This window comes from Streptomyces cyaneochromogenes, assembly GCF_003963535.1.
Lineage (GTDB): Bacteria > Actinomycetota > Actinomycetes > Streptomycetales > Streptomycetaceae > Streptomyces > Streptomyces shaanxiensis.
In genome coordinates, this window is record NZ_CP034539.1 from 7,862,024 (window position 1) to 7,888,775 (window position 26,752).

A 26,752-nucleotide genomic window follows, 5' to 3' on the forward strand; every position below is an offset into this window, starting at 1 on the left:
GTCAGGGAGGTTTCTGAAGTGAACACGCGTATGCGTCGCGCCGCCGTTGCCATTGCCGCTGGTGCGATGGCCGTCTCGCTGGCTGCCTGTGGCAGCGCCGAGGAAGCCGGTGGCGACAACGACTCCACCGCCTCCGCCGCCAAGGGCGACAACATCAAGGTCGGTCTCCTGCTCCCGGAGAACCAGACCGCGCGTTACGAGAAGTTCGACCGGCCCCTGATCGAGGAGAAGATCAAGGAGCTGACGAACGGCAAGGCCACCGTCGACTACAACAACGCCAAGCAGGACGCCAACCTGCAGGCGCAGCAGGTCGACACCATGATCACCAACAAGGTCGACGTGCTCATCCTGGACGCCGTCGACGCCAAGGCGATCAAGAACTCCGTCCAGAAGGCCGTCGACGCCGGCATCAAGGTCGTCGCCTACGACCGCCTGGCCGAGGGCCCGATCAGCGCCTACACCTCGTTCGACAACGTGGCTGTCGGCAAGACCCAGGGCGAGGCCCTGCTGAAGGCCCTGGGCGACAAGGCCAAGGACGGCCAGATCGTCATGATGAACGGCTCCGTCACCGACCCGAACGCCGCCCAGTTCAAGGAGGGCGCGCACTCCGCCCTCGACGGCAAGGTGAACGTCGGCAAGGAGTACGACACCAAGGAGTGGAAGCCGGAGAACGCCAACTCCAACATGGAGGCGGCGATCTCGGCGATCGGCAAGGACAAGATCATCGGCGTCTACTCCGCCAACGACGGCATGGCGGGCGGCATCATCACCGCCCTGAAGGCGGCCGGCCTCAGCGACATCCCGGTCACCGGCCAGGACGCCGAACTCGCCGCGGTGCAGCGGATCATCACCGGCGAGCAGTACATGAGCGTCTACAAGCCGTACGCCCCCGAGGCCTCCGCCGCCGCGGAGATGGCCGTCGCGCTCGCCCAGGGCAAGTCGCTCGACTCCATCGCCAAGGACAAGGTCTCCAGCGGCAGCGCCAACGACGTTCCGTCGGTCCTCGTCCCGGTCACCTCGCTGACCAAGGACAACGTCAACGACACCGTCATCAAGGACGGCGTCTACACGGCCGCCGAGATCTGCACCGGCAAGTACAAGGCCGCCTGCGACAAGCTCGGCATCAAGTAAGCGGCATCAGGTCCCTTTCCAGGTGCGGGAATTCGTCCTTGAATTCCCGCACGGGGCATGACTGCTCCAGACTCCTCCGGCGCCCCGCGCATACGTCAGCCCCGCAAGCTCGGCGCGGGGCGCCGGACGGAACCCCCCAACTCTCTCTGTACAACCCTTCCGCCGGGTCAGGCGGCGAAGGAGATGGTTCACGTGTCCGCTACGCCCGTGCTGGCGTTGCGCGGGGTCTCCAAGCGGTTCGGTGCCGTTCAGGCGCTCACCGACGTAGAGCTTGAGGTCCACGCCGGTGAAGTGGTCGCCCTGGTGGGCGACAACGGCGCCGGAAAGTCCACGCTGGTCAAGACGATCGCCGGCGTGCACCCCATCGATGAGGGCGCCATCGAGTGGGACGGCAAGGCCGTCTCGATCAACCGGCCGCACGACGCCCAGGCCCTGGGCATCGCGACGGTCTACCAGGACCTCGCGCTGTGCGACAACATCGACGTCGTCGGCAACCTCTTCCTGGGCCGCGAGCTGAAGAAGCGCGGTGTCCTCGACGAGGTCGAGATGGAGCGCCGCTCGCGCGAGCTGCTCCAGACGCTGTCGATCCGCATCCCCAGCGTGCGTATCCCGATCGCCTCGCTCTCCGGCGGTCAGCGCCAGACCGTGGCCATCGCCCGTTCCATGCTCGGCGAGCCCAAGCTGGTCATCCTCGACGAGCCCACCGCCGCCCTCGGCGTCGAGCAGACCGCACAGGTCCTCGACCTGGTCGAGCGGCTGCGTGAGCGTGGCCACGCCGTGATCCTCATCAGCCACAACATGGCCGACGTGAAGGCCGTCGCGGACAAGGTCGCCGTGCTGCGCCTCGGCCGCAACAACGGCGTCTTCGAGGTCAAGACGACCTCGCAGGAGGAGATCATCTCCGCCATCACCGGCGCCACCGAAAACGCCGTGACCCGCCGTGCGGCGCGCACGAACGGGGAGGTTTCCAAGTGAGCATCGACAAGACCTCCACGACGCCGGACGAGCACGAGGTCCTCAACACCGAGGCCGCCGCGGCCGCGGTGACCGCCGTCGACCCCCGCCTGCTGGTGCAGGAGCAGGGCCTGGCCGGCTACCTCACCGAGTTCCGGCGCAAGCTGAAGGCCGGTGAGCTGGGCTCCCTGCCGGTCATCCTCGGCCTGGTCGCCATCTGCGTCATCTTCCAGAGCCTGAACTCCGCCTTCCTGTCCGCGCAGAACATCAGCGACATCACCGTCACGATGGTCGGCACGGGCATGATCTCCGTCGGCATCGTCTTCGTGCTGCTGCTCGGCGAGATCGACCTGTCCGTCGGCTCGGTCAGCGGCGCCTCCAGCGCCATCGCGGCCGTCCTCGCGGTGAACCAGGGCTGGCCCGAGTGGGCGGCCGTGCTCATCGCCGTCGGCGCGGGTGCCGTCATCGGCGCGGCGCACGGCTTCTTCTTCGCGGTGCTGGGCGCTCCCGCGTTCGCCGTCACGCTGGCCGGTCTGCTGTTCTGGCTCGGCTTCATGCTCCAGACGCTGGGCGAGAACGGCACGATCAACCTCGACAGCGACGGTCTGATCGGCAAGCTCACGACGTACTTCTTCACGGACGTGGCGGCCGCGTACGGCCTGGCGGCCGTGGTGACCGCGGTGTTCTTCATCACCTCGTTCCTGGGCAACCGCCGCCGCGAGGCCGCGGGCATCCCGTTCCGCCCGCTGAGCGACACCATCCTGCGGACGGCGCTGCTGGGCATCGTCTCCTTCGCCGCGGCGATCATGTACAACCAGTACAAGGGCCTGCCGCTGGCCACGGTGATCTTCCTCGTGTTCCTGGTCGCCACGGACTTCGTGCTGCGGCGCACCTCGTACGGCCGCAAGATCTTCGCGCTCGGTGGCAGCGTCGAGGCGTCCCGCCGTGCGGGCATCAACGTGACCGCGGTGCGGATCTCCGTGTTCGCCATCTCCGGTGGCTTCGCGGCGATCGGCGGTCTGTTCCTGGCCTCGAAGATCGCGTCCGCCAACCAGAGCGCCGGTACCGGTGACCTGCTGATGAACGCCATCGCGGCGGCCGTCATCGGTGGTACGTCGCTGTTCGGTGGGCGTGGGCGTACGTGGAACGCGCTGCTCGGTGTGCTGGTGATCGTGTCGATCCAGTACGGGCTGCAGCTGGAGTCCATCGCCGAGCCGGTGAAGTACATGATCACCGCAGGTGTGCTGTTGACCACGGTTGTGATCGACTCGATCACCCGTAAGACACAGAAGACCGCGGGGCGCGCGTAGCGCGCAGCGGGAACCCCGTAGCGCCGTAGGGGCGTGGGTGAGCTGGCGGGTACCGGTCCGTGTGGGCTGGTCGCGCAGTTCCCCGCGCCCCTTCTCGGCGTTGTAGTACCGGGTGTCACTGGGTAGAGCCGATTGCGTGATGTACGACGGGTGGGCCGGGAACCTTCCGCCGAGCCGGAACATTAGACTCGACGAGCCCGGCAACAGCTCGAACAGCTCTACTGCAAGGAGGCACGGGTGCCGCTGCTGACCCGCATCACGGGACCGCGCGATCTGGACCGGCTCAGCCCGGAGCAGCTGGACCAGCTGGCGGAGGAGATCCGGACCTTCCTGGTCGACGCGGTTTCCAAGACCGGCGGCCACCTCGGCCCCAACCTCGGTGTGGTGGAGCTGACCATCGCCCTGCACCGGGTCTTCGACTCACCGAAGGACAAGGTGCTCTGGGACACGGGCCACCAGTCCTACGTCCACAAGCTCCTCACCGGCCGCCAGGACTTCAGCAAGCTGAAGATGAAGGGCGGCCTGTCCGGCTATCCCTCGCAGGCCGAGTCCGAGCACGACGTCATCGAGAACTCGCACGCCTCGACCGTCCTCGGCTGGGCCGACGGCCTCGCCAAAGCCAACCAGCTGCGCAAACGCGACGACCACGTCGTGGCCGTCATCGGCGACGGCGCGCTGACCGGAGGTATGGCCTGGGAGGCGCTGAACAACATCGCCGAGGCCAAGGACCGCCCGCTCGTCATCGTCGTCAACGACAACGAGCGGTCGTACGCGCCGACCATCGGCGGTCTCGCCAACCACCTCGCCACGCTGCGGACGACCGACGGGTACGAGCGCTTCCTCGCCCGGACCAAGGACATCCTCGACCGCACGCCCGTCGTCGGCAGGCCGCTCTACGAGACCCTGCACGGCGCCAAGAAGGGCCTCAAGGACTTCATCGCGCCGCAGGGCATGTTCGAGGACCTCGGCCTGAAGTACGTCGGGCCGATCGACGGACACGACATCGAGGCGCTGGAGTCGGCGCTGGCCCGGGCCAAGCGGTTCGGCGGGCCGGTCATCGTGCACTGCCTCACCGAGAAGGGCCGCGGCTACCAGCCCGCCCTCCAGGACGAGGCCGACCGCTTCCACGGCATCGGCCCCATCCACCCCGACACCGGCCTGCCGATCAAGGCCTCGGGTGCCGACTGGACGTCCGTCTTCGGCGACGAGATGGTCAAGCTCGGCAAGGAGCGCGAGGACATCGTGGCGATCACCGCGGCGATGCTGCAGCCGGTCGGCCTGAAGAAGTTCGCGGACACCTTCCCGGACCGGATCTACGACGTCGGCATCGCCGAGCAGCACGGCGCCGTGTCCGCCGCCGGCCTGGCGACGGGCGGGGTGCATCCCGTCTTCGCCGTCTACGCCACCTTCCTGAACCGTGCCTTCGACCAGGTCCTCATGGACGTGGCCCTGCACAAGTGCGGTGTCACCTTCGTGCTCGACCGGGCCGGCGTCACCGGCACCGACGGCGCCTCCCACAACGGCATGTGGGACATGTCGATCCTCCAGGTCGTGCCCGGCCTCAGGCTCGCCGCCCCGCGCGACGCCGACCAGGTGCGGGCGCAGCTGCGCGAGGCCGTCGAGGTCGAGGACGCGCCGACCGTCGTGCGCTTCTCCAAGGGCGCCGTCGGCCCCGCCGTACCCGCGGTGGGCCGGGTGGGCGGCATGGACGTGCTGCGTGAGCCGGGGACGGACACGCCCGACGTCCTGCTCGTCTCCGTCGGCGCGCTGGCCCCCATGTGCCTGGACATCGCCTCGCTCCTCGACAAGCAGGGCATCACCACCACCGTCGTCGACCCGCGCTGGGTCAAGCCGGTGGACGAGGCCATGGCCCCGCTGGCCGAGCGGCACCGCGTGGTCGTCACCGTCGAGGACAACAGCCGCGTCGGCGGTGTCGGCTCGGCGGTCGCACAGGCCCTGCGCGACGCGGGCGTGGACGTCCCGCTGCGTGACTTCGGCATCCCGCCGCGCTTCCTCGACCACGCCTCGCGCGCCGAGGTGATGGCCGAGATCGGCCTCACCGCCCCCGACATCGCCCGCCAGGTCACCGGACTGGTCGCCAAGCTGGACGGCCGCTTCGACCGTACGGCGGCCGAGGTCGACTCGGTGGAGCCGGCCAGGGACTGAGTCAGCCAGGGACGGAGCTCCCGGGACGGAGCTCCCGGGACCGAGTCCGCCGGGGACTGACAACACCGGTACGGCCGGATGGGCCGGTTGGCCACTCATGATGGTGGCGAAACCGGCCCATCTGTGTGAATCCGCCCGTGCCGGGGCATGCGTACCACGCCCCCTCTCGATCATGTCGAGGACGACAAGCGTGGGAGGTATGACCGTGAGCAGCACACTCTTCCGGACGAAGAGAGTCGAGCAGTCCATCCTCGATACCGAGGAGCCAGAGCACGCGCTCAAGAAGTCCCTGTCCGCCCTGGACCTGACCGTCTTCGGCGTCGGCGTGATCATCGGCACCGGCATCTTCGTGCTCACCGGCACCGTCGCGAAGAACAACGCCGGTCCCGCGGTGGCCCTGGCGTTCGTCGCGGCCGGCGTCGCCTGCGCGCTGGCCGCACTCTGTTACGCCGAGTTCGCGTCCACGGTCCCGGTCGCCGGGTCCGCGTACACGTTCTCCTACGCCTCCCTGGGCGAACTGCCCGCCTGGATCATCGGCTGGGACCTGGTCCTGGAGTTCGCGCTCGGTACGGCGGTGGTGGCCGTCGGCTGGTCGGGCTATGTCCAGTCGCTCATGGACAACGCGGGCTGGGAGATGCCCGCGGCCCTGGGCAGCAGAGAGGGGGCCGACGCCTTCGGCTTCGACATCCTCGCCGCCGCGCTGGTCCTCGTCCTCACCTTCATCCTCGTACTGGGCATGAAGCTGTCCGCGCGGATCACGTCCCTGGTCGTGGCCATCAAGGTGACCGTCGTCCTGACCGTGATCATCGCCGGCGCGTTCCTGATCGACGGTGACAACTACGACCCGTTCATCCCGAAGACCCAGACGGTGGACGCCGGCAGCAATCTCGACGCCCCGCTGATCCAGCTCATGTTCGGCTGGGCGCCCTCCAACTTCGGCGTGATGGGCATCTTCACCGCCGCCTCGGTCGTGTTCTTCGCCTTCATCGGCTTCGACGTCGTGGCGACGGCCGCCGAGGAGACCAAGAACCCGCAGCGCGACATGCCGCGCGGCATCATCGGCTCCCTGCTCATCTGCACCACGCTGTACGTCGCCGTGTCGATCGTGGTCACGGGCATGCAGCACTACAGCAGGCTGTCCGTGGACGCCCCGCTCGCCGACGCCTTCAAAGCCACTGGGCATCCCTGGTTCGCGGGCTTCATCAGCTTCGGCGCCGCCGTCGGCCTGACGACGGTCTGCATGATCCTGCTCCTCGGCCAGACCCGCGTCTTCTTCGCGATGAGCCGCGACGGACTGCTGCCGCGCTTCTTCTCCCGCGTCCACCCGCGGTTCAAGACCCCGCACCGGCCGACCATCCTGCTCGGCGTGATCATCGCGGTCCTCGCCGGCTTCACCCCGTTGACCGAACTCGCCGCCCTGGTGAACATCGGCACCCTGTTCGCCTTCGTCGTCGTGGCCATCGGCGTGATCATCCTCCGCAAGACCCGCCCCGACCTGGAGCGGTCGTTCCGCACCCCGTGGGTGCCGGTCCTGCCGATCCTGTCGGTGCTCGCCTCGCTGTGGCTGATGATCAACCTGCCGGCCGAGACCTGGGTGCGGTTCGCCATCTGGATGGCCGTCGGCTTCGTCGTGTACTTCATCTACGGCCGCTCCCACAGCCGCCTCGGCCGACACGAGGAGACCACCGTCGACGAGGTCATGAAGCCGCCGAAGGGAGACATTCCGTAGCCGGAACCGGCGTTCGACGGATTGCCGCCACCCGACTCTCCGGCCCCGCATGCCCTGCTTGAACAGGGCCGCGGGGCCGGACGGCGTTCACCCCGAGCCCCTGCTTCGCCCGGCCGCTGCGGAGCCTCGACGGGGGCTGTCCCGCCGTGCAGGCCGTACAGGCGCGGCTGCCGACGCAGGGCGAGGGCGGAGCGCCGTACGAGACGGTCGCCGACCGCAAGCCGCCGCCGGTGCCGCGGCTGTACGAGGCCGTTCTCGCGGTAGCGGGTCCGGATCGCTGGCGTCGGTGCGGGTCCTGGCGGCCGGTGCCCAGCCGCCGGCCGCCGCGCTGACGGGGCCGGGAGACCGGCGCGGCTGGGCGCGGCCGTACCGAGTCGGTGTGCGGCAGCGGCGTACAGAAGTCGCTAGGGCCGCACTGTACGCGGCCCAGCCACCTCCGCCCCCAAATCCGTCACCCTCCGGCGCAGTTCCCGGTCCGCGGTCACCACCAGGCAGGGCCGTCCGTCGGCCCGGGCGACGAGCTCGACCATGTGATCGTCCCCGCTTCCGGCGGCGGCCTCCACGCGGACGCCCGGCACGGACTCCACGCCCCGGGCGGCCCCCTCCACCACGAGTACGAGCTCCACGGGTCCCGCCCGACCGGGCACACCGTCCACCGCCAGCCGGTCCCGCAAGCGCTCCGCGGCCCCGCGCCGGTCCCGCCACCACCCGTCGGGCACCGACCCGACGACATTCGCGGCGTCGACGATCACGAGCAGGGGGACGTCATCGTTCATGGGGCAAGGGTCGCACGGCGGTCATGGGGGCACTGGCCCTACGGCGACCGCCCGCTACCGGCCCTTGCCGCCCTGCCGAAGCCGGCGGGCTCAGGCGTCCCCGTCCTCCTCGAAGCTCGCGAAGTACGCCGCCGCCATGTCCTCCTCCCCGTGCCCCCGTGCAGCCGCCCGCTCGAAGCGCTGCGCGCTCGCCTCGGCCACGTCCAGGCGTACTCCGTGCCGTTCGCCCGCCTCCACGATGAGCCGTGCGTCCTTCGCCGCCGTGCTCACCGCGAACTGGGCCGGGGTCAGCCCGCCGTTCAGCACCAGGCCGGTCTTGGCCCGCAGGTAGCCCATGTCGAGCGGGCCGCCGTCGATCACCTCGAAGAAGCGCTGGGCGTCGACGTCGAGGGCCTTGGCGAGGGCCAGCACCTCTCCGGCCGCGTTGGTCACCGCGAGCACCCAGCTGTTGGCGACCAGCTTCAGCCGCGTGGCGGTGGCCGCCCCGCCGTCCTCGCCGGTCCACACGGTACGGGCGCCGACGGCGTCGAACACCGGCGTCACCGTCTCCCGCCCGGCGACCGGCCCCGCCGCCAGCACCGTGAGCTGGCCGGCCTCGGCGGGCTGGCGGGTGCCGAGCACCGGGGCGTCGTAGAAGACGAGGCCGTGCTGCCGGGCGAAGGCGGCCAGGTCGGGGATCGCCTCGATGCCGGCGGTCGTCGACTGGACCCAGGCGGCACCGGAGCGCAGCTCGGACGCGGCCTCGCGCATGACGTCCAGCGTCGCGGGGCCGTCGTACAGCATGGTCAGGACGACGTCGGCGCCCTGGACCGCCTCGGCGGGCGTGTCGGCGACGAACGCGCCGTCGGCGGCCAGGGGCTCGGCCTTGGCGCGGGTGCGGTTCCAGGCGCGGACCGTGTGTCCGGCCCTGGCGAGGTTGCGGGCCATCGCGGCGCCCATGATGCCGGTGCCCAGGACGCTCACGGTGAGCTTGTCGGTCATGACGTCGACTTCCTGTTCTCGTACGGACGTTGCTGCTGTGATCCAGCTTGCCCGGGGCCGGGCCGTGGCGGCGCGCCGACCCCGAATAGAGTGAACCGGTGAACGGCGACTGGCTCATCCGCGGCCGCGACGGCCGCCTCAGCGTCTATCTGCCGACCGACGACGCGGTCCTGTGCCGGGCGGAACTCGGACCCGGCGGCCCCTGGGAACCCCCGCGCAAGGTCGGCGGCGAGCAGAAACTGCGGCCCGGCCCCGCGGTCGGCCAGGGCGCCGACGACTACGCCCATCTGGCCGCCTGGCGTCCCACCAAGGCGGGCGAGGCGGGCCTCGTGCACTCCACGCACTTCCGGCCGCGCCTGGCCGCCCTGGACTGGATCTCCATCGGCCACCCGGACAGCGCCGGAGACCGCACCGGCACACCGGCCGTCACGGTCGACGCGCAGGGGCGGGCCCATGTCTTCGTCCGCAACAAGGCGGGCGGCGTGAGCATGCGCGGCCAGAAGGAGGTCGGCGGCTGGGGCCCGTGGCGTGACCTCAAGGGCCGTGAGGTCGACGACCGCCTCGCCGCCGTGACGGGGGAGTGCGGGCTCGTCGAGCTGTACGCGGCCGTCCCCGGTGCCGTCCTGCACTGGCGCCAGGAGAAGCCGGGCAGCGTGCCGGTCCTGGAGGAGGCGATGCAGACCCCGGTCCGCCCGGGCACCCTGCACGCCCTGGCCACCTCCGCCGAGCGCACCACCCTCTTCTACGCCGACGACTCCGGCGACCTGTGCGCCTGGCGCCCGGGCACCAAGCCGGTGACCCTGCTGGCCTCCGCCGGACCCGGCCCGGTGTCCGCGATCCGCTGTGAACTCGACGGCCACGACTGCACGTTGCTCGCCCAGCGCTCGGCGAGCGGTCGCGTCGCCTTCGCCGCGTACCCGACGGAGCAGGAGTCGGCGGGCGCGTGGTGGACCGAGTCCGGGCCGCAGTTGCCGGCGGACGCGGTGGTGGCGCTGGCGCTGGACGAGGACGAGCGGGTGGTGGCGGCGACGCTGTCGCCGTCGACGGGGCAACTGCTCGTCACCCGGCGCAAGGACGAAGCGGGGCTGGCGCTGGAGGCATGGCGGGCGGTCTAGCGGACGCAATTCGCAGGACTGTTCGGCCGCGCCTGCGTCAGGATGACCCTCATGGACGCGGAAAGCACGGAAAGCCTGGTCGAGGTCTGGCGGCGGATCCTGGCGCCCTCCGGGACCTCTTGGGTGCTCTTCGAGCACGGCACCTGCGTGGTGCTGAAGGAGCCGGGGGACGACCTCGCGGGACAGGCCTCAGGGATTCTCGGCGAGTTCGGCCCGGTGAACGTGGGCTCCCCGGCCGGTGACTTCAACGTGCTCACCCTCAAGGACGACCTGGGCTGGCTGGTCACCAGCCATCACCCGGACGTCGTCACCCACGTCGCCCCCGACGAACCCGTCGATCCGTCGCACCTGGCCGTTGGCATCCACGGCCGCACCAAGCGCCACCGGGACGGCACGGAACTGCGGGTCGTCCATGTGGAGGACCGGCGCGCGACCGGCGACTGAGAACGCCGGTGCCCCGCACACCCGGAGGCGTGCGGGGCACCGGCGGTCACAGCGGAGCGCTTACGCGGGGACGCTCGCCACGCCCGGCGCCAGGAACTTCTTGCCGTTCACGCGCTCGGAGACACCCTCGCGGTCCAGGTACGGCGTGATGCCGCCCAGGTGGAAGGGCCAGCCGGCGCCCGTGATCAGGCAGAGGTCGATGTCCTGGGCCTCGGCGACGACGCCCTCGTCGAGCATGAGGCCGATCTCCTGGGCCACCGCGTCCAGGACGCGGTCGCGGACCTGCTCCTCGGTGAGGACGGAGTCGCCCTGCTTCAGGAGCGCGGCGACCTCGGGGTCCAGCTCCGGCTTGCCGGAGTCGTAGACGTAGAAGCCGCGCTTGCCCGCCTTGACGACGGCCGCGAGGTTCGGGGAGACCGTGAAGCGGTCCGGGAAGGCCCGGTTGAGGGTCTCCGAGACGTGCAGACCGATCGCCGGACCGACCAGCTCCAGGAGCACCAGCGGGGACATCGGCAGACCGAGCGGCTCCACGGCCTTCTCGGCGACCTCGACCGGCGTGCCCTCGTCGATGACGTTCTGGATCTCGCCCATGAAGCGGGTGAGGATGCGGTTCACGACGAACGCCGGGGCGTCCTTGGTGAGGACCGCGGTCTTCTTCAGCTTCTTGGCGACGGCGAACGCCGTGGCCAGCGAGGCGTCGTCCGTCTTCTCGCCGCGGACGATCTCCAGCAGCGGCAGGACCGCGACCGGGTTGAAGAAGTGGAAGCCGACGACCCGCTCGGGGTTCTTCAGCTTCGACGCCATCTCCGAGACGGAGAGGGAGGAGGTGTTCGTCGCGAAGATGGCGTGCGCCGGGGCGACCGCCTCGACCTCCGCGAACACCTGCTGCTTGACGCCGATCTCCTCGAAGACGGCCTCGATGACGAAGTCGGCGTCGGAGAAGCCCTCGGCCTTGTCCAGGACACCGGAGACCAGCGCCTTGAGGCGGTTGGCCTTGTCCTGGTTGATACGGCCCTTGCCGAGCAGCTTCTCGATCTCGGCGTGGACGTAGCCCACACCCTTGTCGACGCGCTCCTGGTCGATGTCGGTCAGCACGACCGGCACCTCCAGGCGGCGCAGGAAGAGCAGCGCGAGCTGGGAGGCCATCAGACCGGCGCCGACGACACCGACCTTGGTGACCGGGCGGGCCAGGTTCTTGTCCGGCGCGCCGGCCGGGCGCTTGCCGCGCTTCTGCACCAGGTTGAAGGCGTAGATGCCGGCACGCAGTTCGCCACCCATGATCAGGTCGGCGAGCGCCTTGTCCTCGGCGTCGTAGCCCTGCTGCAGGTCGCCGTTCTTGGCGGCGGCGATGATGTCGAGGGCGCGGTAGGCGGCCGGAGCGGCGCCGTGCACCTTGGAGTCCGCGATGAAGCGGCCCTTGGCGACGGCCTGGTCCCAGGCCTCACCGCGGTCGATCACCGGACGCTCGACCTCGATGTCGCCCTTGAGGACGTTCGCCGTCCAGATCAGCGACTGCTCCAGGAAGTCGGCGCCCTCGAAGATGGCGTCGGCGATGCCCAGGTCGAAGACCTGCTGGCCCTTGAGCTGCTTGTTCTGGTTGAGGCTGTTCTCGATGATCACCGAGACGGCCTTGTCGGCGCCGATCAGGTTCGGCAGGATCGTGCAGCCGCCCCAGCCGGGCACCAGGCCGAGGAAGACCTCGGGGAGCGAGAACGCCGGGAGCGCCTTGGAGACGGTGCGGTACTTGCAGTGCAGACCGACCTCGACGCCACCGCCCATCGCGGCACCGTTGTAGTACGCGAAGGTCGGCACGGCCAGGCCCGACAGGCGCTTGAAGACCTCGTGGCCGCCCTTGCCGATGGCCAGCGCGTCCTTGTGCTCCTTCAGCAGCTCGACGCCCTTGAGGTCGGCGCCGACCGCGAAGATGAACGGCTTGCCGGTGATGCCGACGCCGACGATGTCACCGGCCGCGGCCTCCGCCTCGACCTGGTCGATGGCGGTGTTGAGGTTCGCCAGCGACTGGGGGCCGAAGGTGGTCGGCTTGGTGTGGTCGAAGCCGTTGTCCAGCGTGATGAGCGCGAAGCGCCCGGCGCCGAACGGCAGGTCGAGGTGGCGTACGTGCGCGGACGTCACGACCTCGTCGGGGAAGAGCTCGGCGGCGCCCTTCAGGAGTTCGGTGGTGCTCACTTGTCGCCTCCGGCGTCCTTGTGGTGCGGGTTCTCCCAGATGACCGTGGCGCCCATGCCGAAGCCGACGCACATGGTGGTGAGGCCGTAGCGGACCTCCGGCTGCTCCTCGAACTGGCGGGCCAGCTGCGTCATCAGGCGGACGCCGGAGGAGGCGAGCGGGTGGCCGTAGGCGATGGCGCCGCCGTACTGGTTGACGCGGGCGTCGTCGTCGGCGATGCCGTAGTGCTCCAGGAAGGCGAGCACCTGGACCGCGAAGGCCTCGTTGATCTCGAAGAGGTTGATGTCCTCGATGGACAGGCCCGCCTTGGCGAGGGCCTTCTCGGTGGCCGGGATCGGGCCGTAGCCCATGACCTCGGGCTCGACGCCCGCGAAGGCGTAGGAGACGAGGCGCATCTTGACCGGCAGGTTGTGCTCGCGGGCGAAGTCCTCGCTCGCGATGATCGACGCGGTGGCACCGTCGTTCAGACCGGCCGCGTTACCGGCGGTGACCCGGCCGTGGACGCGGAACGGGGTCTTCAGGCCGGTCAGGTTCTCCAGCGTGGTGCCCGGGCGCATCGGCTCGTCGGCGGTGACCAGGCCCCAGCCCGTCTCACCGGCCTCGGCGTTGGTGCGGCGCACCGAGATCGGCACCAGGTCCTGCTGGATCTTGCCATTGGCGTACGCCTTGGCGGCCTTCTCCTGCGAGCGCACCGCGTACTCGTCGGCGCGCAGCTTGGTGATCGTCGGGTAGCGGTCGTGCAGGTTCTCGGCGGTCATGCCCATGAACAGCGCCGACTCGTCGACCAGCTTCTCGCTGACGAACCGCGGGTTCGGGTCCACACCCTCACCCATCGGGTGGCGGCCCATGTGCTCGACACCACCGGCGATGACGGCGTCGTAGGCGCCGAAGGCGATCGAACCGGCGACGGACGTCACGGCGGTCAGGGCGCCGGCGCACATGCGGTCGATGGAGTAGCCGGGGACCGACTGGGGGAGACCGGCGAGGATGCCGGCCGTGCGGCCGAGGGTCAGGCCCTGGTCACCGATCTGCGTGGTCGCGGCGATGGCGACCTCGTCGATCTTCTTGGGGTCGAGACCGGGGTTGCGGCGCAGCAGCTCCCGGATCGCCTTCACGACGAGGTCGTCGGCGCGGGTCTCGTGGTAGATGCCCTTCGGGCCCGCCTTGCCGAACGGGGTGCGGACGCCGTCTACGAAGACGACGTCCCTGACGGTACGAGGCACGATGGCTCTCCTCCAGGGTGCGGGATGGCACTACTGCTGCGCGGCACGCTGAGCGCGCGCTCAGGTGCCCATGCTACTTACGGGTAACGTAGCTGCACAGTCCTGGGGGCGGGAGCGGCGAAGGTCACACCCCGAGGTTCGCCTCGGGGGTCGTTCCGGGGTTCCCCGCGCGGTTCGCCTCGGCGTTCACCTCGGGGGCGCCGTCGACTCCCGCGGAGTCAGCACGGGAGTGGGTACGGGATGCGATCCCGGCCCGTCCCCCGTGATCACCCCGAACAGGGTCCGCGCCACGTCCGCCCCGAATCCGTGCACGTCATGGCTCATCGCCGACAGCGTCGGATGCGTCAGCCGGCACAGCTGCGAGGCATCACCACCTACAACGACTCCTGCATCCCGTTCCTCTACATGCCGTCGGAAGACCTTGGCGTGATCTCGACGTCCCTGTTCCGCTTCAAGGGCCCGTTCGGCGCCCACTGGGAAACGATCTCGGCAGGAGCGGTGCTGGTGATCCTGCCGACCCTGATCGTCTTCCTGCTGCTGCAGCGGTTCATCTACGACGGCTTCATGAGAGGTGCGACCCGGTGAGGTGCCGCGGGTGCTACGTCGGCTCGGCGGACAGGGCAGCCACCAGAACCGGCGTGACCTGCTCGACCTGCCAGGCCCGAGCCCCGTAACCGGCCAACGCCTCGGCGACCGAGTCGGCGTCGACCACCTTCGGCGGCTCCCAGCAGACCCGCCGCACGGTGTCCGGAGTGATCAGGTTCTCCTGGGGCATGTTGAGCTGCTCGGCGAGCGCGGAGACAGCGGCCCGGGCCGCGGACAGCCGAGCCGCGGCAACCGGATCCTTGTCGGCCCACGCCCGCGGCGGCGGAGGCCCCGTCACCGGCTGGCCCGGCGCCGGCAGCTGCGACTCCGGCAACGCCTTCGCGCGGTCCACCGCGGCCTGCCACTGCTCCAGCTGTCGCCGCCCCATCCGATGCCCGAAACCGTTCAGCGCGGCAAGGGCATGCACATTGGCCGGCAAGGAGAGCGAGGCCTCCACAATGGCCGCGTCACTGAGCACCTTGCCCGGCGAGACATCCCGCTTCTGAGCGATCCGGTCCCGCGTCTGCCACAGCTCCCGCACCACGCCCAGCTGCCGACGCCGCCGCACCTTGTGCATCCCGGACGTCCGCCGCCAGGGATCCTTGCGGGGCTCGGCGGGCGGCGCGGCCGCGATCGCCTCGAACTCCTGTCGCGCCCACTCCAGCTTCCCCTGCCGGTCCAGCTCCTTCTCCAGCGCGTCGCGCAGGTCCACGAGCAGCTCGACGTCCAGCGCCGCATACCGCAGCCACGGCTCGGGCAGCGGCCGGGTCGACCAGTCGACGGCCGAGTGGCCCTTCTCCAGGACGAACCCGAGCACGCCCTCGACCATCGCGCCGAGGCCCACTCTGGGGAACCCGGCGAGCCGCCCGGCCAGCTCGGTGTCGAACAGCAGGCTCGGCACCATGCCTATCTCGCGCAGACAGGGCAGATCCTGGGTGGCCGCGTGCAGCACCCACTCCACGCCCGACAGCGCCTCGCCGAGTCCCGACAGATCGGGGCAGGCCACGGGGTCGATCAACGCGGACCCCGCGCCCGCGCGGCGCAGCTGCACCAGATAGGCGCGCTGACCGTAGCGGTAGCCGGACGCGCGTTCGGCGTCGACGGCGACCGGGCCCGAGCCCGCGGAGAAGGCGGCGATCACCTCGGTGAGGGCGGCCTCGTCGGCGATCACGGGCGGAATGCCCTCGCGGGGCTCCAGCAAAGGGATCGGCGCCTCCGTAACAGAAGATCCGCCGTCGTCCGGAGGGGCGCCTCCGGTGGTTCGCAGTGAACTGTCTGCTGCGGTCTCTTGGGCGTCGGTCACATGTCAAGGGTATCTGTGTATGGACAGCGCCCGCCGACGGAACGTTCCGTCGGCGGGCGCCTGAGGGTCGTAAACCAGTCAGGTAAGCGAAAGGTCCGGTTCACGACAGGTGAGGACGCGGGAAGGGATCAGCGGCCCGGCAGGCGGCCGATCCCGTTCACGTCAGTGAATGATCAAGCGTTCACATAGGTGGGATGCGGCTCATGCGGTTTCGGTCGGACCTTCAGTGGATGATCCCGGTGCGCAGGGCCACGGCGACCATGCCGGCGCGGTCGCCGGTGCCCAGCTTGCGGGCGATCCGGGCGAGGTGGCTCTTGACGGTCAGCGCGGACAGGCCCATCGAGACGCCGATCGCCTTGTTCGACTGGCCCTCCGCCACCAGTCGCAGCACCTCGACCTCACGACCGGAGAGCTCGCGGTAGCCGCCCGGGTGGCTCGGGGCACCCGGGTGGCGACGGTGCATACGGGCGGCGGCGGAGCCGATGGGGGCGGCACCGGGCCGGGTGGGGAGCCCGACGTTGGTGCGCGTGCCGGTGACGACGTAGCCCTTCACACCGCCGGCGAGGGCGTTGCGGACGGCGCCGATGTCGTCGGCGGCGGAGAGGGCGAGGCCGTTGGGCCAGCCCGCGGCGCGGGTCTCCGACAGGAGGGTGAGGCCGGAGCCGTCGGGCAGGTGGACGTCGGCGACACAGATGTCGCGGGGGTTGCCGATGCGGGGACGAGCCTCCGCGATGGACGAGGCCTCGATGACATCGCGCACACCGAGCGCCCACAGGTGGCGGGTCACGGTGGAGCGGACGCGGGGATCGGCCACGACCACCATGGCGGTCGGCTTGTTCGGGCGGTAGGCGACCAGGCTTGCAGGCTGCTCGAGGAGAACGGACACCAGGCCTCCTGGGTGCGGGGACGACTTCAAGGTCACAGTCGTCTTCGGCACTAAACCCATGGCCCTTTAGGGAAAGATCACGATTTAGTTAGTAACAATCGGGCAATTCAGACACGTGGTCGATCGTTCAGTGAGCATGAAGCTTCGATCGAAGGCTGTTCCTGACCGAAAGTGGCCGTATCGACAAAGTGACGGTCAAGCCGGTGGCGGTCAGCGGGACTGTGGATCACGGCGCTGCGGCAGCGTCACCACCGACGCGTCGCCCGGCCCCGCCGGCGGCAGCCCCGCGACCTGGGCGAGCAGGTCGCACCAGGACGCCAGATGGGCCGCGGTGTCCGGAACGCCGCCCAGGCCCTCACGCGGCGTCCAGGAGGCGCGGATCTCGATCTGCGAGGCCGCCGGGCGCTCGGACAGGCCGCCGAAGTAGTGGGAACTGGCGCGCGTGACGGTGCCGCTCGGTTCGCCGTACGCCAGCCCGCGCGCCTGGAGCGCGCCGGTCAGCCAGGACCAGCAGACGTCCGGCAGCAGCGGGTCGGCGGCCATCTCCGGCTCCAGTTCCGCGCGCACCAGGGTCACCAGCCGGAAGGCACCCCGCCAGGCGTCGTGCCCCGCCGGGTCGTGCAGCAGCACCAGCCGGCCGTCGGCCAGATCCTGGTCGCCGTCGACGACAGCGGCCTCCAGCGCGTACGCGTACGGGGCCAGGCGCTGGGGCGCCTTGGTCTGCTCGACCTCGATCTGCGGGCGCAGACGCGCGGCGCGCAGAGCCTCGACAGCGGCCCGGAAAGCCGGTGGAGCCGTATTGTGCGAATGCCGGTCCCCCTCCCCGGCCTCCTTCGCGTCATCCATTCCGCCAGTGCCGTCCGACAGTCTTCCCTGAGCCGCAGCCATGCCGGGAAGATTAAAGGGAACGGGGGCTTCGTGCAGGGAGGGACACCCGGACAACACGGCGACCCCCGAGCCGGGCCCGGTGAGGCCGTGCGAGACTTGCCCCCGTGAGTGCCAACCAGACGCCGCCGTCAGCCACGTACGAGTCCGCCTTCCTCAAGGCGTGCAGGCGCGAACCCGTGCCGCACACGCCCGTGTGGTTCATGCGGCAGGCCGGGCGCTCCCTGCCGGAGTACCGCAAGGTGCGCGAGGGCATCCCGATGCTCGAGTCGTGCATGCGGCCCGAACTGGTCACCGAGATCACCCTGCAGCCCGTGCGCCGGCACAACGTGGACGCGGCGATCTACTTCAGCGACATCGTCGTGCCGCTCAAGGCCATCGGTATCGACCTCGACATCAGGCCGGGCGTCGGACCGGTCGTCGAGAAGCCGATCCGCACCCGCGCCGACCTGGCCCAACTGCGCGACCTGACCCCCGAGGACGTCTCGTACGTCACCGAGGCGATCGGCCTGCTCACCGCCGAGCTCGGCTCGACCCCGCTCATCGGTTTCGCCGGCGCGCCTTTCACCCTTGCGAGCTACCTCGTCGAGGGCGGCCCGTCCCGCACGTACGAGAACGCCAAGGCGATGATGTACGGCGACCCCGAGCTCTGGGCCGACCTGCTCGACCGCCTCGCGGAGATCACGGCCGCCTTCCTGAAGGTGCAGATCGAGGCGGGCGCGAGCGCGGTCCAGCTGTTCGACTCGTGGGCCGGCGCGCTCTCCCCGGCCGACTACACGAACTCGGTGATGCCGCACTCCGCCAAGGTCTTCGCCGCGGTCGCCGGATACGGCGTCCCCCGCATCCACTTCGGCGTCGGCACCGGTGAACTGCTGAAGCTGCTGGGCGAGGCCGGCGCGGACGTCGTCGGCGTCGACTGGCGCGTCCCGCTCGACGAGGCCGCCCGCCGGGTCGGCCCCGGCAAGGCGCTCCAGGGCAACCTCGACCCGACCGTCCTGTTCGCCGGCACGGAGGCCGTCGAGGCGAAGACCCGGGAGGTCCTCGACACCGCCGCGAAGCTCGAGGGCCATGTCTTCAACCTCGGCCACGGCGTCATGCCGTCCACCGACCCGGACGCGCTGACCCGGCTCGTGGAGTACGTCCACACGCAGACCGCCCGCTAGGCCGTTCTCCGGGGCTCACCAGGTGTGCCGGGGCCGGGCTTTCCTGCCGAACAGCAGACCGCGCGGTTCCGGCGGCGGGGGCGTGCCCGCCTTGAGCGGCCAGGCGAGCAGCATGCCCGCGAGGAAGCCCACGATGTGCGCCGCGTACGCCACGGTGCCCGCGTCCGTGAGGCCCTCACCGGACGAGTACGCCGCCTGCAGCCCGAACCAGAACCCGAGCACCAGCCAGGCCGGCAACCGCAGCGGCAGGAAGATCAGGAACGGGACCAGGACCCAGACCCTGGCCTTCGGATACAGCACGAGATAGGCGCCCAGCACCCCCGCGATCGCCCCGGACGCGCCGATCAGCGGGTCGGCGGAGTCGTCGTTGAGGAACGCGAAGCCGTACGACGCCGCGTAGCCGCAGACGACGTAGAAGAGCAAGTACCGCACATGGCCCATGCGGTCCTCGATGTTGTTGCCGAAGATCAGCAGGAAGAGCATGTTGCCGAGCAGGTGCAGCCAACTGCCGTGCAGGAACAGCGCGGTGAAGACCGACAGCACCGGGGACTTGGCGTAGTCCGGCGCACCGATCACACAGCCGGGGCCCTGCGCGCCGACGGCCACCTCGCCCGTGGGGACCGACCCGGGCAACTGGTCGTGGATCAACTCCCTCGGCACCGCCGCGTAGTGGTCCAGGAACGCGTGCAGACGGCACAGCTGGGCCAGGCTGCTCTCACCGGCCACGGAGCCGGCTATGCCGGGCATGGACAGGAAGACGAGGACGTTCGCGGCGATCAGCGCGTAAGTCACCCAAGGGGTGCGGCGGACCGGGTTCACGTCATGGACGGGGATGACCACGACAGGTATCTGCCCGGGATGCGTGCGGCAAATCGGTGAACGTGGCCGCGGCCGCGTGCGTATGTGTCGGCAACCGCCCGCGGCACGGGGAAGGCGGGTCGCGGGGACTACGTGAGGAACAGGCGATGAACGACCGAGTTAATCCTCCGATTCACGCGTTGCCCGACGGGGAGGCCGAGATCGCCCTGGTGGTGCGGCTGCCCTGGGAGGACGTCGCGCGGCTGGGCCAGGAGGCGGGGCGGCTCGCGACGCAGATGCAGCGGCCGGTGACGTTGGACGAGGCCGTCAGCCATCGGTTGCGGTCGGCTCGGCCGGCCGCGGCGCATGCGAAGCCGGCGGGTGAGCAGCCCGCTGCCGCCATGCCGCCGAGTGTGAGTGCCTCCGTGTCCTCGTTGCCTTCGCGGCCGCCGGCCGAGCAGGCTCGGCAGGCGATCGAGAGGATCAACGGCAGCGCGTAATCGCCGTAGGGGGGCGGTTGTTCGAGCGGCCGCGGGTCCGTTGTGGCTGGTCGCGCAGTTCCCCGCGCCCCTTGAGGCGTTGCCCGCGCCGTCTACTGGGAAGTGCCGGCATGTACCGCCTTTGCGGCCTTCCTGGCTGCCACCAGAACCGGGTCCCACACCGGTGAGAACGGGGGTGCGTAACCCAGGTCCAGGGACACCATCTGTTCCACCGTCATCCCGGCCGTCAACGCCACCGCCGCGATGTCGACCCGCTTGCCCGCGCCCTCCCGGCCGACGATCTGGACGCCCAGCAGTCGGCCTGTGCGGCGTTCCGCGAGCATCTTGACCGTCATCAGAGCCGAGTCGGGGTAGTAGCCGGCGCGGCTCGTGGACTCGATCGTCGCCGTCACGTACTGCAGGCCCGCCCTGCGCGCGTCCTTCTCGCGCAGGCCGGTGCGGGCGATCTCCAGGTCGCAGACCTTGCTGACGGCCGTGCCGACCACGCCGGGGAACGTGGCGTAGCCGCCTGCCGCGTTCGTGCCGATGACCTGGCCGTGTTTGTTGGCGTGGGTGCCGAGCGCGATGTGGCGTTCGCGGCCGGAGACCAGGTCGAGGACCTCCACGCAGTCGCCGCCGGCCCAGATGTTCTCGTGGCCGCGTACGCGCATGGCCAGGTCGGTCAGCAGGCCGTCGTGGTCGCCGATGGGGAGGCCGGCCTGCCTGGCCAGGGTGGTTTCCGGGCGGACTCCGATGCCGAGGACGACCACGTCGGCCGGGTACTCGGCGTCCTGCGTGGCCACCGCGCGGACCCTGCCGTCGTCACCCGTGAGGATCTTGGTGACCTCGGCGTCGTTGACCATCGTGATGCCCAGGCCCTCCATGGCCTCGTGCACCAGCCGGCCCATGTCCGCGTCGAGCGTGGACATGGGCTCGCTGCCACGGTTGACGACCGTCACCTCGTAGCCGCGGTTGATGAGCGCCTCGGCCATCTCGACGCCGATGTACCCGGCGCCGACCACCACCGCGCGCCGCCCACGCGTGCGTGTCAGCGTGTCGATGAGGGCCTGGCCGTCGTCCAGGGTCTGCACACCGTGGACACCGGGGGCGTCGGCGCCCGGCATGTCGGGGCGGATCGGGCGGGCGCCGGTCGCGATCACGAGTTTGTCGTACGACGTCCAGTACTCGGCACCGGAGTCGATGTCACGCGCGCGTACCCGGCCGCCGGCCACGTCGATCCGAATGACCTCCGTCCGCATGCGCAGGTCGATGTCCCGCGCGCGGTGCTCCTCGGCCGTACGGGCGATCAGCCGGTCGCGGTCGGGGACGTCGCCGCCCACCCAGTACGGGATGCCGCAGGCCGAGAAGGAGGTGAAGTGGCCGCGTTCGAACGCCACGATCTCCAGCTCCTCGGGGCTTTTCAGCCGCCGTGCCTGCGACGCCGCGGACATTCCCGCGGCGTCGCCGCCGATCACGACCAGTCGCTCTCGCGTACCCGACACATCCCTCGCAGCGCTCATGCTCATGCGAACACGCTACGAGCGCCGGGCATTTCAGTCCTGCCCGCCGCCCTGCTCGCGGCCGCCCTCGTCCCCCGCGCGCGTGGGCCGGGGTGCCGGGTGCGCGGTCGGCAGCGGGCCCATCGCGGTCGTCGCGGGCGCGGTGGCCGGGCGACCGGGCAGGCGGGGCCGCAGGACCTTCAGCCACAGCAGCACGATCAGCGCCGCCACCGCCGCGAAGGGCAGCACCGCGCCGAACGCCACCGCGATCCAGCGCAGCATCGTCACGAACGCGCCCCAGCCGCCCGCGAGCGCGTCCAGGAAGCCGGGGTCGTCGTCCTTCGCGACCTTCTTCACCGGCGTCTCCGACAGGGTCAGGGTGATCGTCGCCAGGCTGGTGCGGTCCTTCAGGGACGCCTGCTGGGCGAGCAACGACTCCAGGTCGGCCTGACGGGTGCTCAGCTCGCCCTCCAGCGTGACCACGTCGCTGAGCCTGGTCGCCTGGTCCATCAGCTCGCGAATCCGGGCGACGCTGGCGCGCTGCGACTTGATACGGCTCTCCACGTCGACGACCTGGTCGGTGACGTCCTGCGCCTTGGCGCTGCGCTCGACCAGCTTGCCCGCGCCCTCCAGTTCGGTGAGCACGTCGGCGTACCTGTCGACGGGCACGCGCAGGACGACGCGGGTGCGCTCGTGGCCCTCCTCGTCGCGTGTGGTGGTCTCGTTGCCGACGTAGCCACCCGCGTCCTCGGTGGTGGCACGGGCCTCGTCCAGGGCCTTCGGCACGTCCTTGACCTGCACGGTCAGCGAGGCCGTACGGATGATGTGGCTCGCGGCGACCTTGGCCGGCGCGGCCTTCCCGCCGCCGAAGCCGCTGCCCGGGGCACCCTGCCCCGCACTCGCCTGCGGCTCCGCCGCCTGGGCGGCCTCGTCCGCGGCGGCCTTGTTGGAGCCGGCCGAGTCGCTCGCGCCGCTGCATCCGGTGAGCGCGAGCGCGGCGGCCAGCGCCAGGCCGGCCAGGGCCCGGACGGGTCGTACGGAACGTCGTGTGCGCATGTGGTGTACCCCCGAGGGTCGTCGTCGCGACTGATGCTCCTTCGACGCCGGGGGCGGTCCGAACGTTGGAGGGAAACGGTCCCGATGAGGTCACGGTCGGGACTCGGAGCGGGCACACGGGGTGGTGCGCGCCGTGAACGGTACGGCCCCGGCGGCGCTGTCAGCGGCGTTTGAGAGAGTGGGATCATGCGCGAGCACAGCGAGGACACACGCACCGCGGACGGCCCTGCGGGGCACGGCCATGCCGTCGTCATCGGCGGCGGGATCGCCGGGCTGGCGGCCGCCCACCGGCTGCTGGCCGACGGCAGACGTGTGACCGTCCTGGAGGCCTCGGAGCGGGTCGGCGGCAAGCTGCTGCCCGGGGAGATCGCGGGCGCGCGCGTGGACTTCGGCGCCGAGTCGATGCTGGCCCGCCGCCCCGAGGCGGTCGCCCTCGCCCGCGAGGTGGGCCTCGACGAGCGCCTCCAGCCGCCCGCCACCGCGACCGCCTCGATCTGGACCCGCGGCGCCCTGCGCCCCATGCCCAAGGGGCACGTCATGGGCGTCCCCGGCACCGCGGCCGCCCTGCGCGGCGTCCTGTCCGACGAGGGCCTGGCCCGCATCGAGCGCGACGCCGACCTGCCCCGCACGGAGGTCGGCGACGACATGGCGGTGGGCGAGTACGTCGCGGCGCGCCTCGGCCGCGAGGTCGTCGACCGCCTGGTCGAGCCCCTGCTGGGCGGCGTCTACGCGGGCGACGCGTACCGCATCTCGATGCGCTCGGCGGTCCCGCAGCTCTTCCAGGCCGCGCAGACCCACGACTCGATCACCGAGGCAGTCCGCGAGATCCAGGCCAGGGCCGCTGCCAATCAGCAGACCGGGCCGGTGTTCATGGGCATCGAGGGCGGGGTGGGCTCTCTCCCGCTCGCCGTCGCGGAGTCGGTCCGCGCGCGGGGCGGCGAGATCGTCACCGGCGCCCCGGTGACGGAGCTGCGTCGCGAGGCTTCGGTCGGGTGGCGCGTCGTCACCGGCGACCGGGTGCTGCACGCCGACGCGGTCGTCGTCGCCGTGCCCGCCTCGGCCGCCGCCGGGCTGCTGCGCGCCGAGGCCCCCGAGGCCGCCACCGAACTGGACGGCATCGAGTACGCCTCGATGGCCCTGGTCACCCTCGCCTACCGGCGCGCCGGCACCGACCTTCCCGCGGGCAGCGGCTTCCTGGTGCCGCCGGTCGACGGGCGCACCATCAAGGCGTCGACGTTCGCCTCCCAGAAGTGGGGCTGGATCGCCGACGAGAACCCGGACGTCGTCGTCCTGCGCACCTCCGTGGGGCGCTACGGCGAGACGGAGATCCTGGAACGGGACGACGCCCGGCTGGTGGACGTCTCCCGGCACGACCTCAGGGCCGCGACCGGCCTCGACGCCACGCCCGTCGAAACCCGCGTCACCCGCTGGACCGACGGCCTGCCCCAGTACCCCGTCGGCCACCACGCGCGCGTGGCCCGCATCCGCGAGCACGTCGCCAAGCTGCCCGGCCTCGCGGTGTGCGGGGCGCAGTACGACGGCGTGGGCATCCCGGCGTGCATCGCGAGCGCGTACGCCGCGGTGGACCAGATCCACGGTGACCTGAGCGCTGTGCAGGAGCTCACCGCCAACCCGGTGCAGAGTCTGCACGGCGGAGCGGGAGAATAGGGGACATGAGTGACGACGCCTCCACCACCGAGTCCGGCAGGATCCCGAACAAGGGCAAGCTGGCCAAGGACCTCAACGAGGTCATCCGCTACACCCTCTGGTCCGTCTTCAAGCTGAAGGACGTCCTCCCCGAGGACCGCGCGGGCTACGCCGACGAGGTCCAGGAGCTGTTCGACCAGCTCGCCGCCAAGGATGTGACGGTCCGCGGCACGTACGACGTGTCCGGGCTGCGCGCCGACGCCGATCTCATGATCTGGTGGCACGCCGAGACCAGCGACCAGCTGCAGGAGGCGTACAACCTCTTCCGCCGCACCAAGCTGGGCCGCGCCCTGGAGCCGGTCTGGTCGAACATGGCGCTGCACCGCCCCGCCGAGTTCAACCGCTCGCACATCCCGGCGTTCCTCGCCGACGAGACGCCGCGCAACTACGTCAGCGTGTACCCCTTCGTGCGCTCCTACGACTGGTACCTGCTGCCCGACGAGGACCGCCGCCGCATGCTCGCCGACCACGGCAAGATGGCCCGCGGCTACCCCGACGTCCGCGCCAACACGGTCGCCTCGTTCTCGCTGGGCGACTACGAGTGGCTGCTGGCCTTCGAGGCCGACGAGCTCTACCGCATCGTCGACCTCATGCGCCACCTGCGGGCCTCCGAGGCCCGGATGCACGTCCGCGAAGAGGTGCCGTTCTACACCGGGCGCCGCAAGACGGTCGCCGAGCTGGTCGCCGGGCTCGCCTGATCAGTGCGGGAGCCGGGCGGCGGTGTCCTGGGGACGGCCGCCCGGCTTCGTCTCGGTCTGCTTGCTCAGCTTCTTCGCCCTGCGGTCCTGCGGGCGCTCCGGCTTGGGCTCCGGGTGCCCCTCGCACGCCGCCCGCCGCTCCGGGAGACGCCCCGACAGCAGATACGCGTCGATGTATCCGTTGACGCAGGCGTTCGGGCCGTACGCGATGCCGTGCGTGCCCGAGTCCCGTTCGGTGACCAGGACCGAGCCCGACAGCCGCCGCTGCATCTCCAGCGCCCCCTCGTACGGCGTGGCGGCATCCCGCTCGGCTGCCAGGATCAGCACCGGCGGCACCTCACCCGGCCCGGTCCGCACGTCGAGGGGCTGCTGCCGGGGCATCTGCCAGTAGGCGCACGGCAGGTTCATCCACGCGTTGTCCCAGGTCTCGAACGGCGCCACGCGCGCGAGCCGGGTGTTGTCCCGGTCCCAGACCGCCCAGTCCGTCGGCCAGGGCGCGTCGTTGCACTCCACGGCGGTGTAGACCGCGTTCGTGTTCTCCTCCTCGGCCGCGGACTCCGTCGCCGGCGCGGCCAGCTCGATCAGCGGCTTCGGGTCGCCCTTCAGGTACGCCGACAGCGCCTGCGCCCGCGCGGGCCAGTAGTCGTCGTAGTACCCGACCTGCAGGTACGCCTCCTGCAACTGCCCGGTCCCGACCTTTCCGCCGGCCGGCTCCACGGCCAGCCGCGCCCGTACCTTCTCGTAGGCGCGCAGTACCTGGTCGGGGGTGGCCCCGAGGCCGTAGACGGCGTGGTGCTTGGCGACCCACTGCCGGAAGTCCGCCCACCGCCCCTCGAACGCGGCCGACTGCAGGAGGTTGCTGCGGTACCAGATCTGCCTCGGGTCCGGGTTCACCGCCGAGTCGAACACCATCCGCCGCACGTGTGAGGGGAACAGGGTCGCGTACAGCGCGCCGAAGTAGGTGCCGTACGACGCGCCCATGAACGTCAGTTTGTTCTCGCCCAGCGCGGCGCGCAGGACGTCCAGGTCACGGGCGTTGTTGAGGGAATTGTAGTGCTGCAGCGCGCTGCCGGTGCGCTCGGCGCAGCCGCGCGCGTATGCCTTCGCCCGTGCGATGCGCTCCCGCTTGTAGGGCTCGGAGGGGTATGTCGGCAGGTGCGTGGCGCCCTTGAAGAACTGCTTGGGGTTCTCGCAGGAGATCGGCGCGGACGGCCCCACCCCGCGCGGGGCGTAGCCGACCAGGTCGTACGCTCCCGCCAGTCGCTTCCACGCGGGCAGGACACCGATCAGCGGGAAGTGCAGGCTGGACGCGCCCGGCCCGCCCGGGTTGTAGACCAGGGCGCCCTGCCGCGGGACCCGGCGCTTGCTGTTGTGCGGGTCCTTGTGCGTGGCCTGCATCCGGCTGACGGTGAGTCGGATCTGCTTGCCGTGGGGATCCGCGTAGTCGAGCGGGACGGACACCGTGCCGCACTTCACGTCGTCCGGCAACTCCAGCTTCTTGGGACAGGCGCCGAAGGTGATGCCGGACGCCGCGGCGCGCGCGGCGGCCACCGCCGTGCCGTCCCGCACGTCCGCCCGCGGGGCCGCGGCCGTGGTGCTGCCGGCCGGGGCGGTGGAGAGGGCGGTCAGGAGCAGGGCTCCGGCAACCGAGTAGAGGGCTGGAGCTCTCATCGCGTA

General features: G+C 70.8%; 23 protein-coding genes and 2 pseudogenes. 13 read left to right on the top strand and 12 right to left on the bottom strand.

All coding sequences use genetic code 11. From position 1 onward, the window contains the following. Nucleotides 1-30 precede the first annotated feature (30 nt). The 6 genes from EJ357_RS35605 to EJ357_RS35630 all read left to right on the top strand — a co-directional run bounded on the left by EJ357_RS35605 (nt 31) and on the right by EJ357_RS35630 (nt 7,622). Nucleotides 31-1,131 (top strand): sugar ABC transporter substrate-binding protein, encoded by a 1,101-nt coding sequence (locus EJ357_RS35605; RefSeq protein WP_175647866.1) that lies wholly within the window; start codon nt 31-33, stop codon nt 1,129-1,131. Between the two features lie 183 nt (nt 1,132-1,314). Continuing rightward, nucleotides 1,315-2,106, top strand: a complete 792-nt coding sequence (locus EJ357_RS35610; protein ID WP_175647635.1) for an ATP-binding cassette domain-containing protein — start codon at nt 1,315-1,317, stop codon at nt 2,104-2,106. After that, entirely contained in the window at nt 2,103-3,395 is a 1,293-nt protein-coding gene (locus EJ357_RS35615; protein ID WP_126395791.1) for a sugar ABC transporter permease, read from the top strand. Before EJ357_RS35610 ends, EJ357_RS35615 begins: the two co-directional genes overlap by 4 nt. Before the next feature lie 237 nt (nt 3,396-3,632). Next, a complete protein-coding gene (dxs, locus tag EJ357_RS35620; protein WP_126395792.1) occupies nt 3,633-5,561 on the top strand; it encodes a 1-deoxy-D-xylulose-5-phosphate synthase in 1,929 nt (642 codons plus the stop codon). 205 nt (nt 5,562-5,766) lie between these two features. Next, the gene (locus EJ357_RS35625; RefSeq protein WP_126395793.1) at nt 5,767-7,290 is read left to right on the top strand and encodes an amino acid permease; all 1,524 of its coding nucleotides are present in this window, start codon (nt 5,767-5,769) and stop codon (nt 7,288-7,290) included. 146 nt (nt 7,291-7,436) lie between these two features. Continuing rightward, on the top strand, nt 7,437-7,622 hold the full coding sequence (locus EJ357_RS35630; RefSeq protein WP_175647636.1) for a hypothetical protein: 186 nt from the start codon (nt 7,437-7,439) through the stop codon (nt 7,620-7,622). 72 nt (nt 7,623-7,694) lie between these two features. On the opposite strand, the gene EJ357_RS35635 is transcribed toward EJ357_RS35630, so the two are convergent. Both EJ357_RS35635 and EJ357_RS35640 read right to left on the bottom strand, forming a co-directional pair. Then, nucleotides 7,695-8,066: a PIN domain-containing protein gene (locus EJ357_RS35635; protein WP_126395794.1), complete on the bottom strand. Its 372-nt coding sequence runs from the start codon at nt 8,064-8,066 to the stop codon at nt 7,695-7,697. Nucleotides 8,067-8,156: 90 nt separating this feature from the next. Then, entirely contained in the window at nt 8,157-9,047 is an 891-nt protein-coding gene (locus EJ357_RS35640; RefSeq protein ID WP_126395795.1) for an NAD(P)-dependent oxidoreductase, read from the bottom strand. 98 nt (nt 9,048-9,145) lie between these two features. On the opposite strand from EJ357_RS35640, the gene EJ357_RS35645 reads away from it, so the two are divergent. After that, nucleotides 9,146-10,162, top strand: coding sequence for a hypothetical protein (locus EJ357_RS35645; protein ID WP_126395796.1), 1,017 nt, complete (start codon nt 9,146-9,148; stop codon nt 10,160-10,162). Nucleotides 10,163-10,213: 51 nt separating this feature from the next. Beyond that, nucleotides 10,214-10,606, top strand: a complete 393-nt coding sequence (locus tag EJ357_RS35650; RefSeq protein ID WP_126395797.1) for a hypothetical protein — start codon at nt 10,214-10,216, stop codon at nt 10,604-10,606. A 60-nt stretch (nt 10,607-10,666) separates the two neighbouring features. Here the strand turns inward: EJ357_RS35650 and EJ357_RS35655 are convergent, their stop codons facing one another. The 3 genes and pseudogenes from EJ357_RS35655 to EJ357_RS49670 all read right to left on the bottom strand — a co-directional run. Next, nucleotides 10,667-12,793, bottom strand: a complete 2,127-nt coding sequence (locus tag EJ357_RS35655; protein ID WP_126395798.1) for a 3-hydroxyacyl-CoA dehydrogenase NAD-binding domain-containing protein — start codon at nt 12,791-12,793, stop codon at nt 10,667-10,669. Next, nucleotides 12,790-14,016 (bottom strand): thiolase family protein, encoded by a 1,227-nt coding sequence (locus tag EJ357_RS35660; protein ID WP_126395799.1) that lies wholly within the window; start codon nt 14,014-14,016, stop codon nt 12,790-12,792. The genes EJ357_RS35655 and EJ357_RS35660 overlap by 4 nt, the downstream gene beginning before the upstream one ends. Nucleotides 14,017-14,202: 186 nt before the next feature. After that, nucleotides 14,203-14,385 (bottom strand): annotated as a pseudogene (locus tag EJ357_RS49670) (LacI family transcriptional regulator); the annotation flags it as partial. Here EJ357_RS49670 and EJ357_RS35670 point away from each other — a divergent pair. Continuing rightward, nucleotides 14,374-14,601: pseudogene (locus EJ357_RS35670) on the top strand (carbohydrate ABC transporter permease); the annotation flags it as partial. The pseudogenes EJ357_RS49670 and EJ357_RS35670 sit on opposite strands and share 12 nt — an antisense overlap. 13 nt (nt 14,602-14,614) lie before the next feature. On the opposite strand, the gene EJ357_RS35675 reads toward EJ357_RS35670, so the two are convergent. From EJ357_RS35675 to EJ357_RS35685, 3 genes are all read right to left on the bottom strand, one after another. After that, on the bottom strand, nt 14,615-15,904 hold the full coding sequence (locus EJ357_RS35675; protein ID WP_126395800.1) for a ribonuclease D: 1,290 nt from the start codon (nt 15,902-15,904) through the stop codon (nt 14,615-14,617). Nucleotides 15,905-16,127: 223 nt separating this feature from the next. Beyond that, nucleotides 16,128-16,790: a response regulator transcription factor gene (locus tag EJ357_RS35680; protein WP_126395801.1), complete on the bottom strand. Its 663-nt coding sequence runs from the start codon at nt 16,788-16,790 to the stop codon at nt 16,128-16,130. Between the two features lie 210 nt (nt 16,791-17,000). Continuing rightward, nucleotides 17,001-17,678, bottom strand: a complete 678-nt coding sequence (locus EJ357_RS35685; protein ID WP_126395802.1) for a DUF3000 domain-containing protein — start codon at nt 17,676-17,678, stop codon at nt 17,001-17,003. Nucleotides 17,679-17,782: 104 nt separating this feature from the next. On the opposite strand from EJ357_RS35685, the gene hemE reads away from it, so the two are divergent. Next, entirely contained in the window at nt 17,783-18,838 is a 1,056-nt protein-coding gene (hemE, locus tag EJ357_RS35690) for a uroporphyrinogen decarboxylase (protein WP_126395803.1), read from the top strand. Between the two features lie 15 nt (nt 18,839-18,853). On the opposite strand, the gene EJ357_RS35695 is transcribed toward hemE, so the two are convergent. Then, the gene (locus tag EJ357_RS35695) at nt 18,854-19,678 is read right to left on the bottom strand and encodes a rhomboid family intramembrane serine protease (RefSeq protein WP_126395804.1); all 825 of its coding nucleotides are present in this window, start codon (nt 19,676-19,678) and stop codon (nt 18,854-18,856) included. Between the two features lie 125 nt (nt 19,679-19,803). Here EJ357_RS35695 and EJ357_RS35700 point away from each other — a divergent pair, with 125 nt between their 5' ends. Continuing rightward, nucleotides 19,804-20,136, top strand: a complete 333-nt coding sequence (locus tag EJ357_RS35700) for a hypothetical protein (protein ID WP_175647637.1) — start codon at nt 19,804-19,806, stop codon at nt 20,134-20,136. 92 nt (nt 20,137-20,228) lie between these two features. Here EJ357_RS35700 and EJ357_RS35705 read toward each other — a convergent pair whose 3' ends face one another. Together EJ357_RS35705 and EJ357_RS35710 are read right to left on the bottom strand one after the other, a co-directional pair. Continuing rightward, entirely contained in the window at nt 20,229-21,641 is a 1,413-nt protein-coding gene (locus EJ357_RS35705; RefSeq protein ID WP_126395805.1) for an FAD-dependent oxidoreductase, read from the bottom strand. Nucleotides 21,642-21,668: 27 nt separating this feature from the next. After that, entirely contained in the window at nt 21,669-22,670 is a 1,002-nt protein-coding gene (locus EJ357_RS35710; protein ID WP_126395806.1) for a DUF4349 domain-containing protein, read from the bottom strand. A 186-nt stretch (nt 22,671-22,856) separates the two neighbouring features. Here EJ357_RS35710 and hemG point away from each other — a divergent pair, with 186 nt between their 5' ends. Then, a complete protein-coding gene (hemG, locus tag EJ357_RS35715; protein WP_126395807.1) occupies nt 22,857-24,338 on the top strand; it encodes a protoporphyrinogen oxidase in 1,482 nt (493 codons plus the stop codon). Nucleotides 24,339-24,343: 5 nt separating this feature from the next. Continuing rightward, nucleotides 24,344-25,075 carry a hydrogen peroxide-dependent heme synthase gene (gene hemQ, locus EJ357_RS35720; protein ID WP_126395808.1) on the top strand — a complete coding sequence of 244 codons (732 nt, stop codon included), beginning with the start codon at nt 24,344-24,346 and terminating at the stop codon, nt 25,073-25,075. On the opposite strand, the gene EJ357_RS35725 is transcribed toward hemQ, so the two are convergent. After that, on the bottom strand, nt 25,076-26,746 hold the full coding sequence (locus tag EJ357_RS35725) for an alpha/beta hydrolase (RefSeq protein WP_126395809.1): 1,671 nt from the start codon (nt 26,744-26,746) through the stop codon (nt 25,076-25,078). It abuts the gene before it with no gap. Between the last annotated feature and the right edge of the window lie 6 nt (nt 26,747-26,752).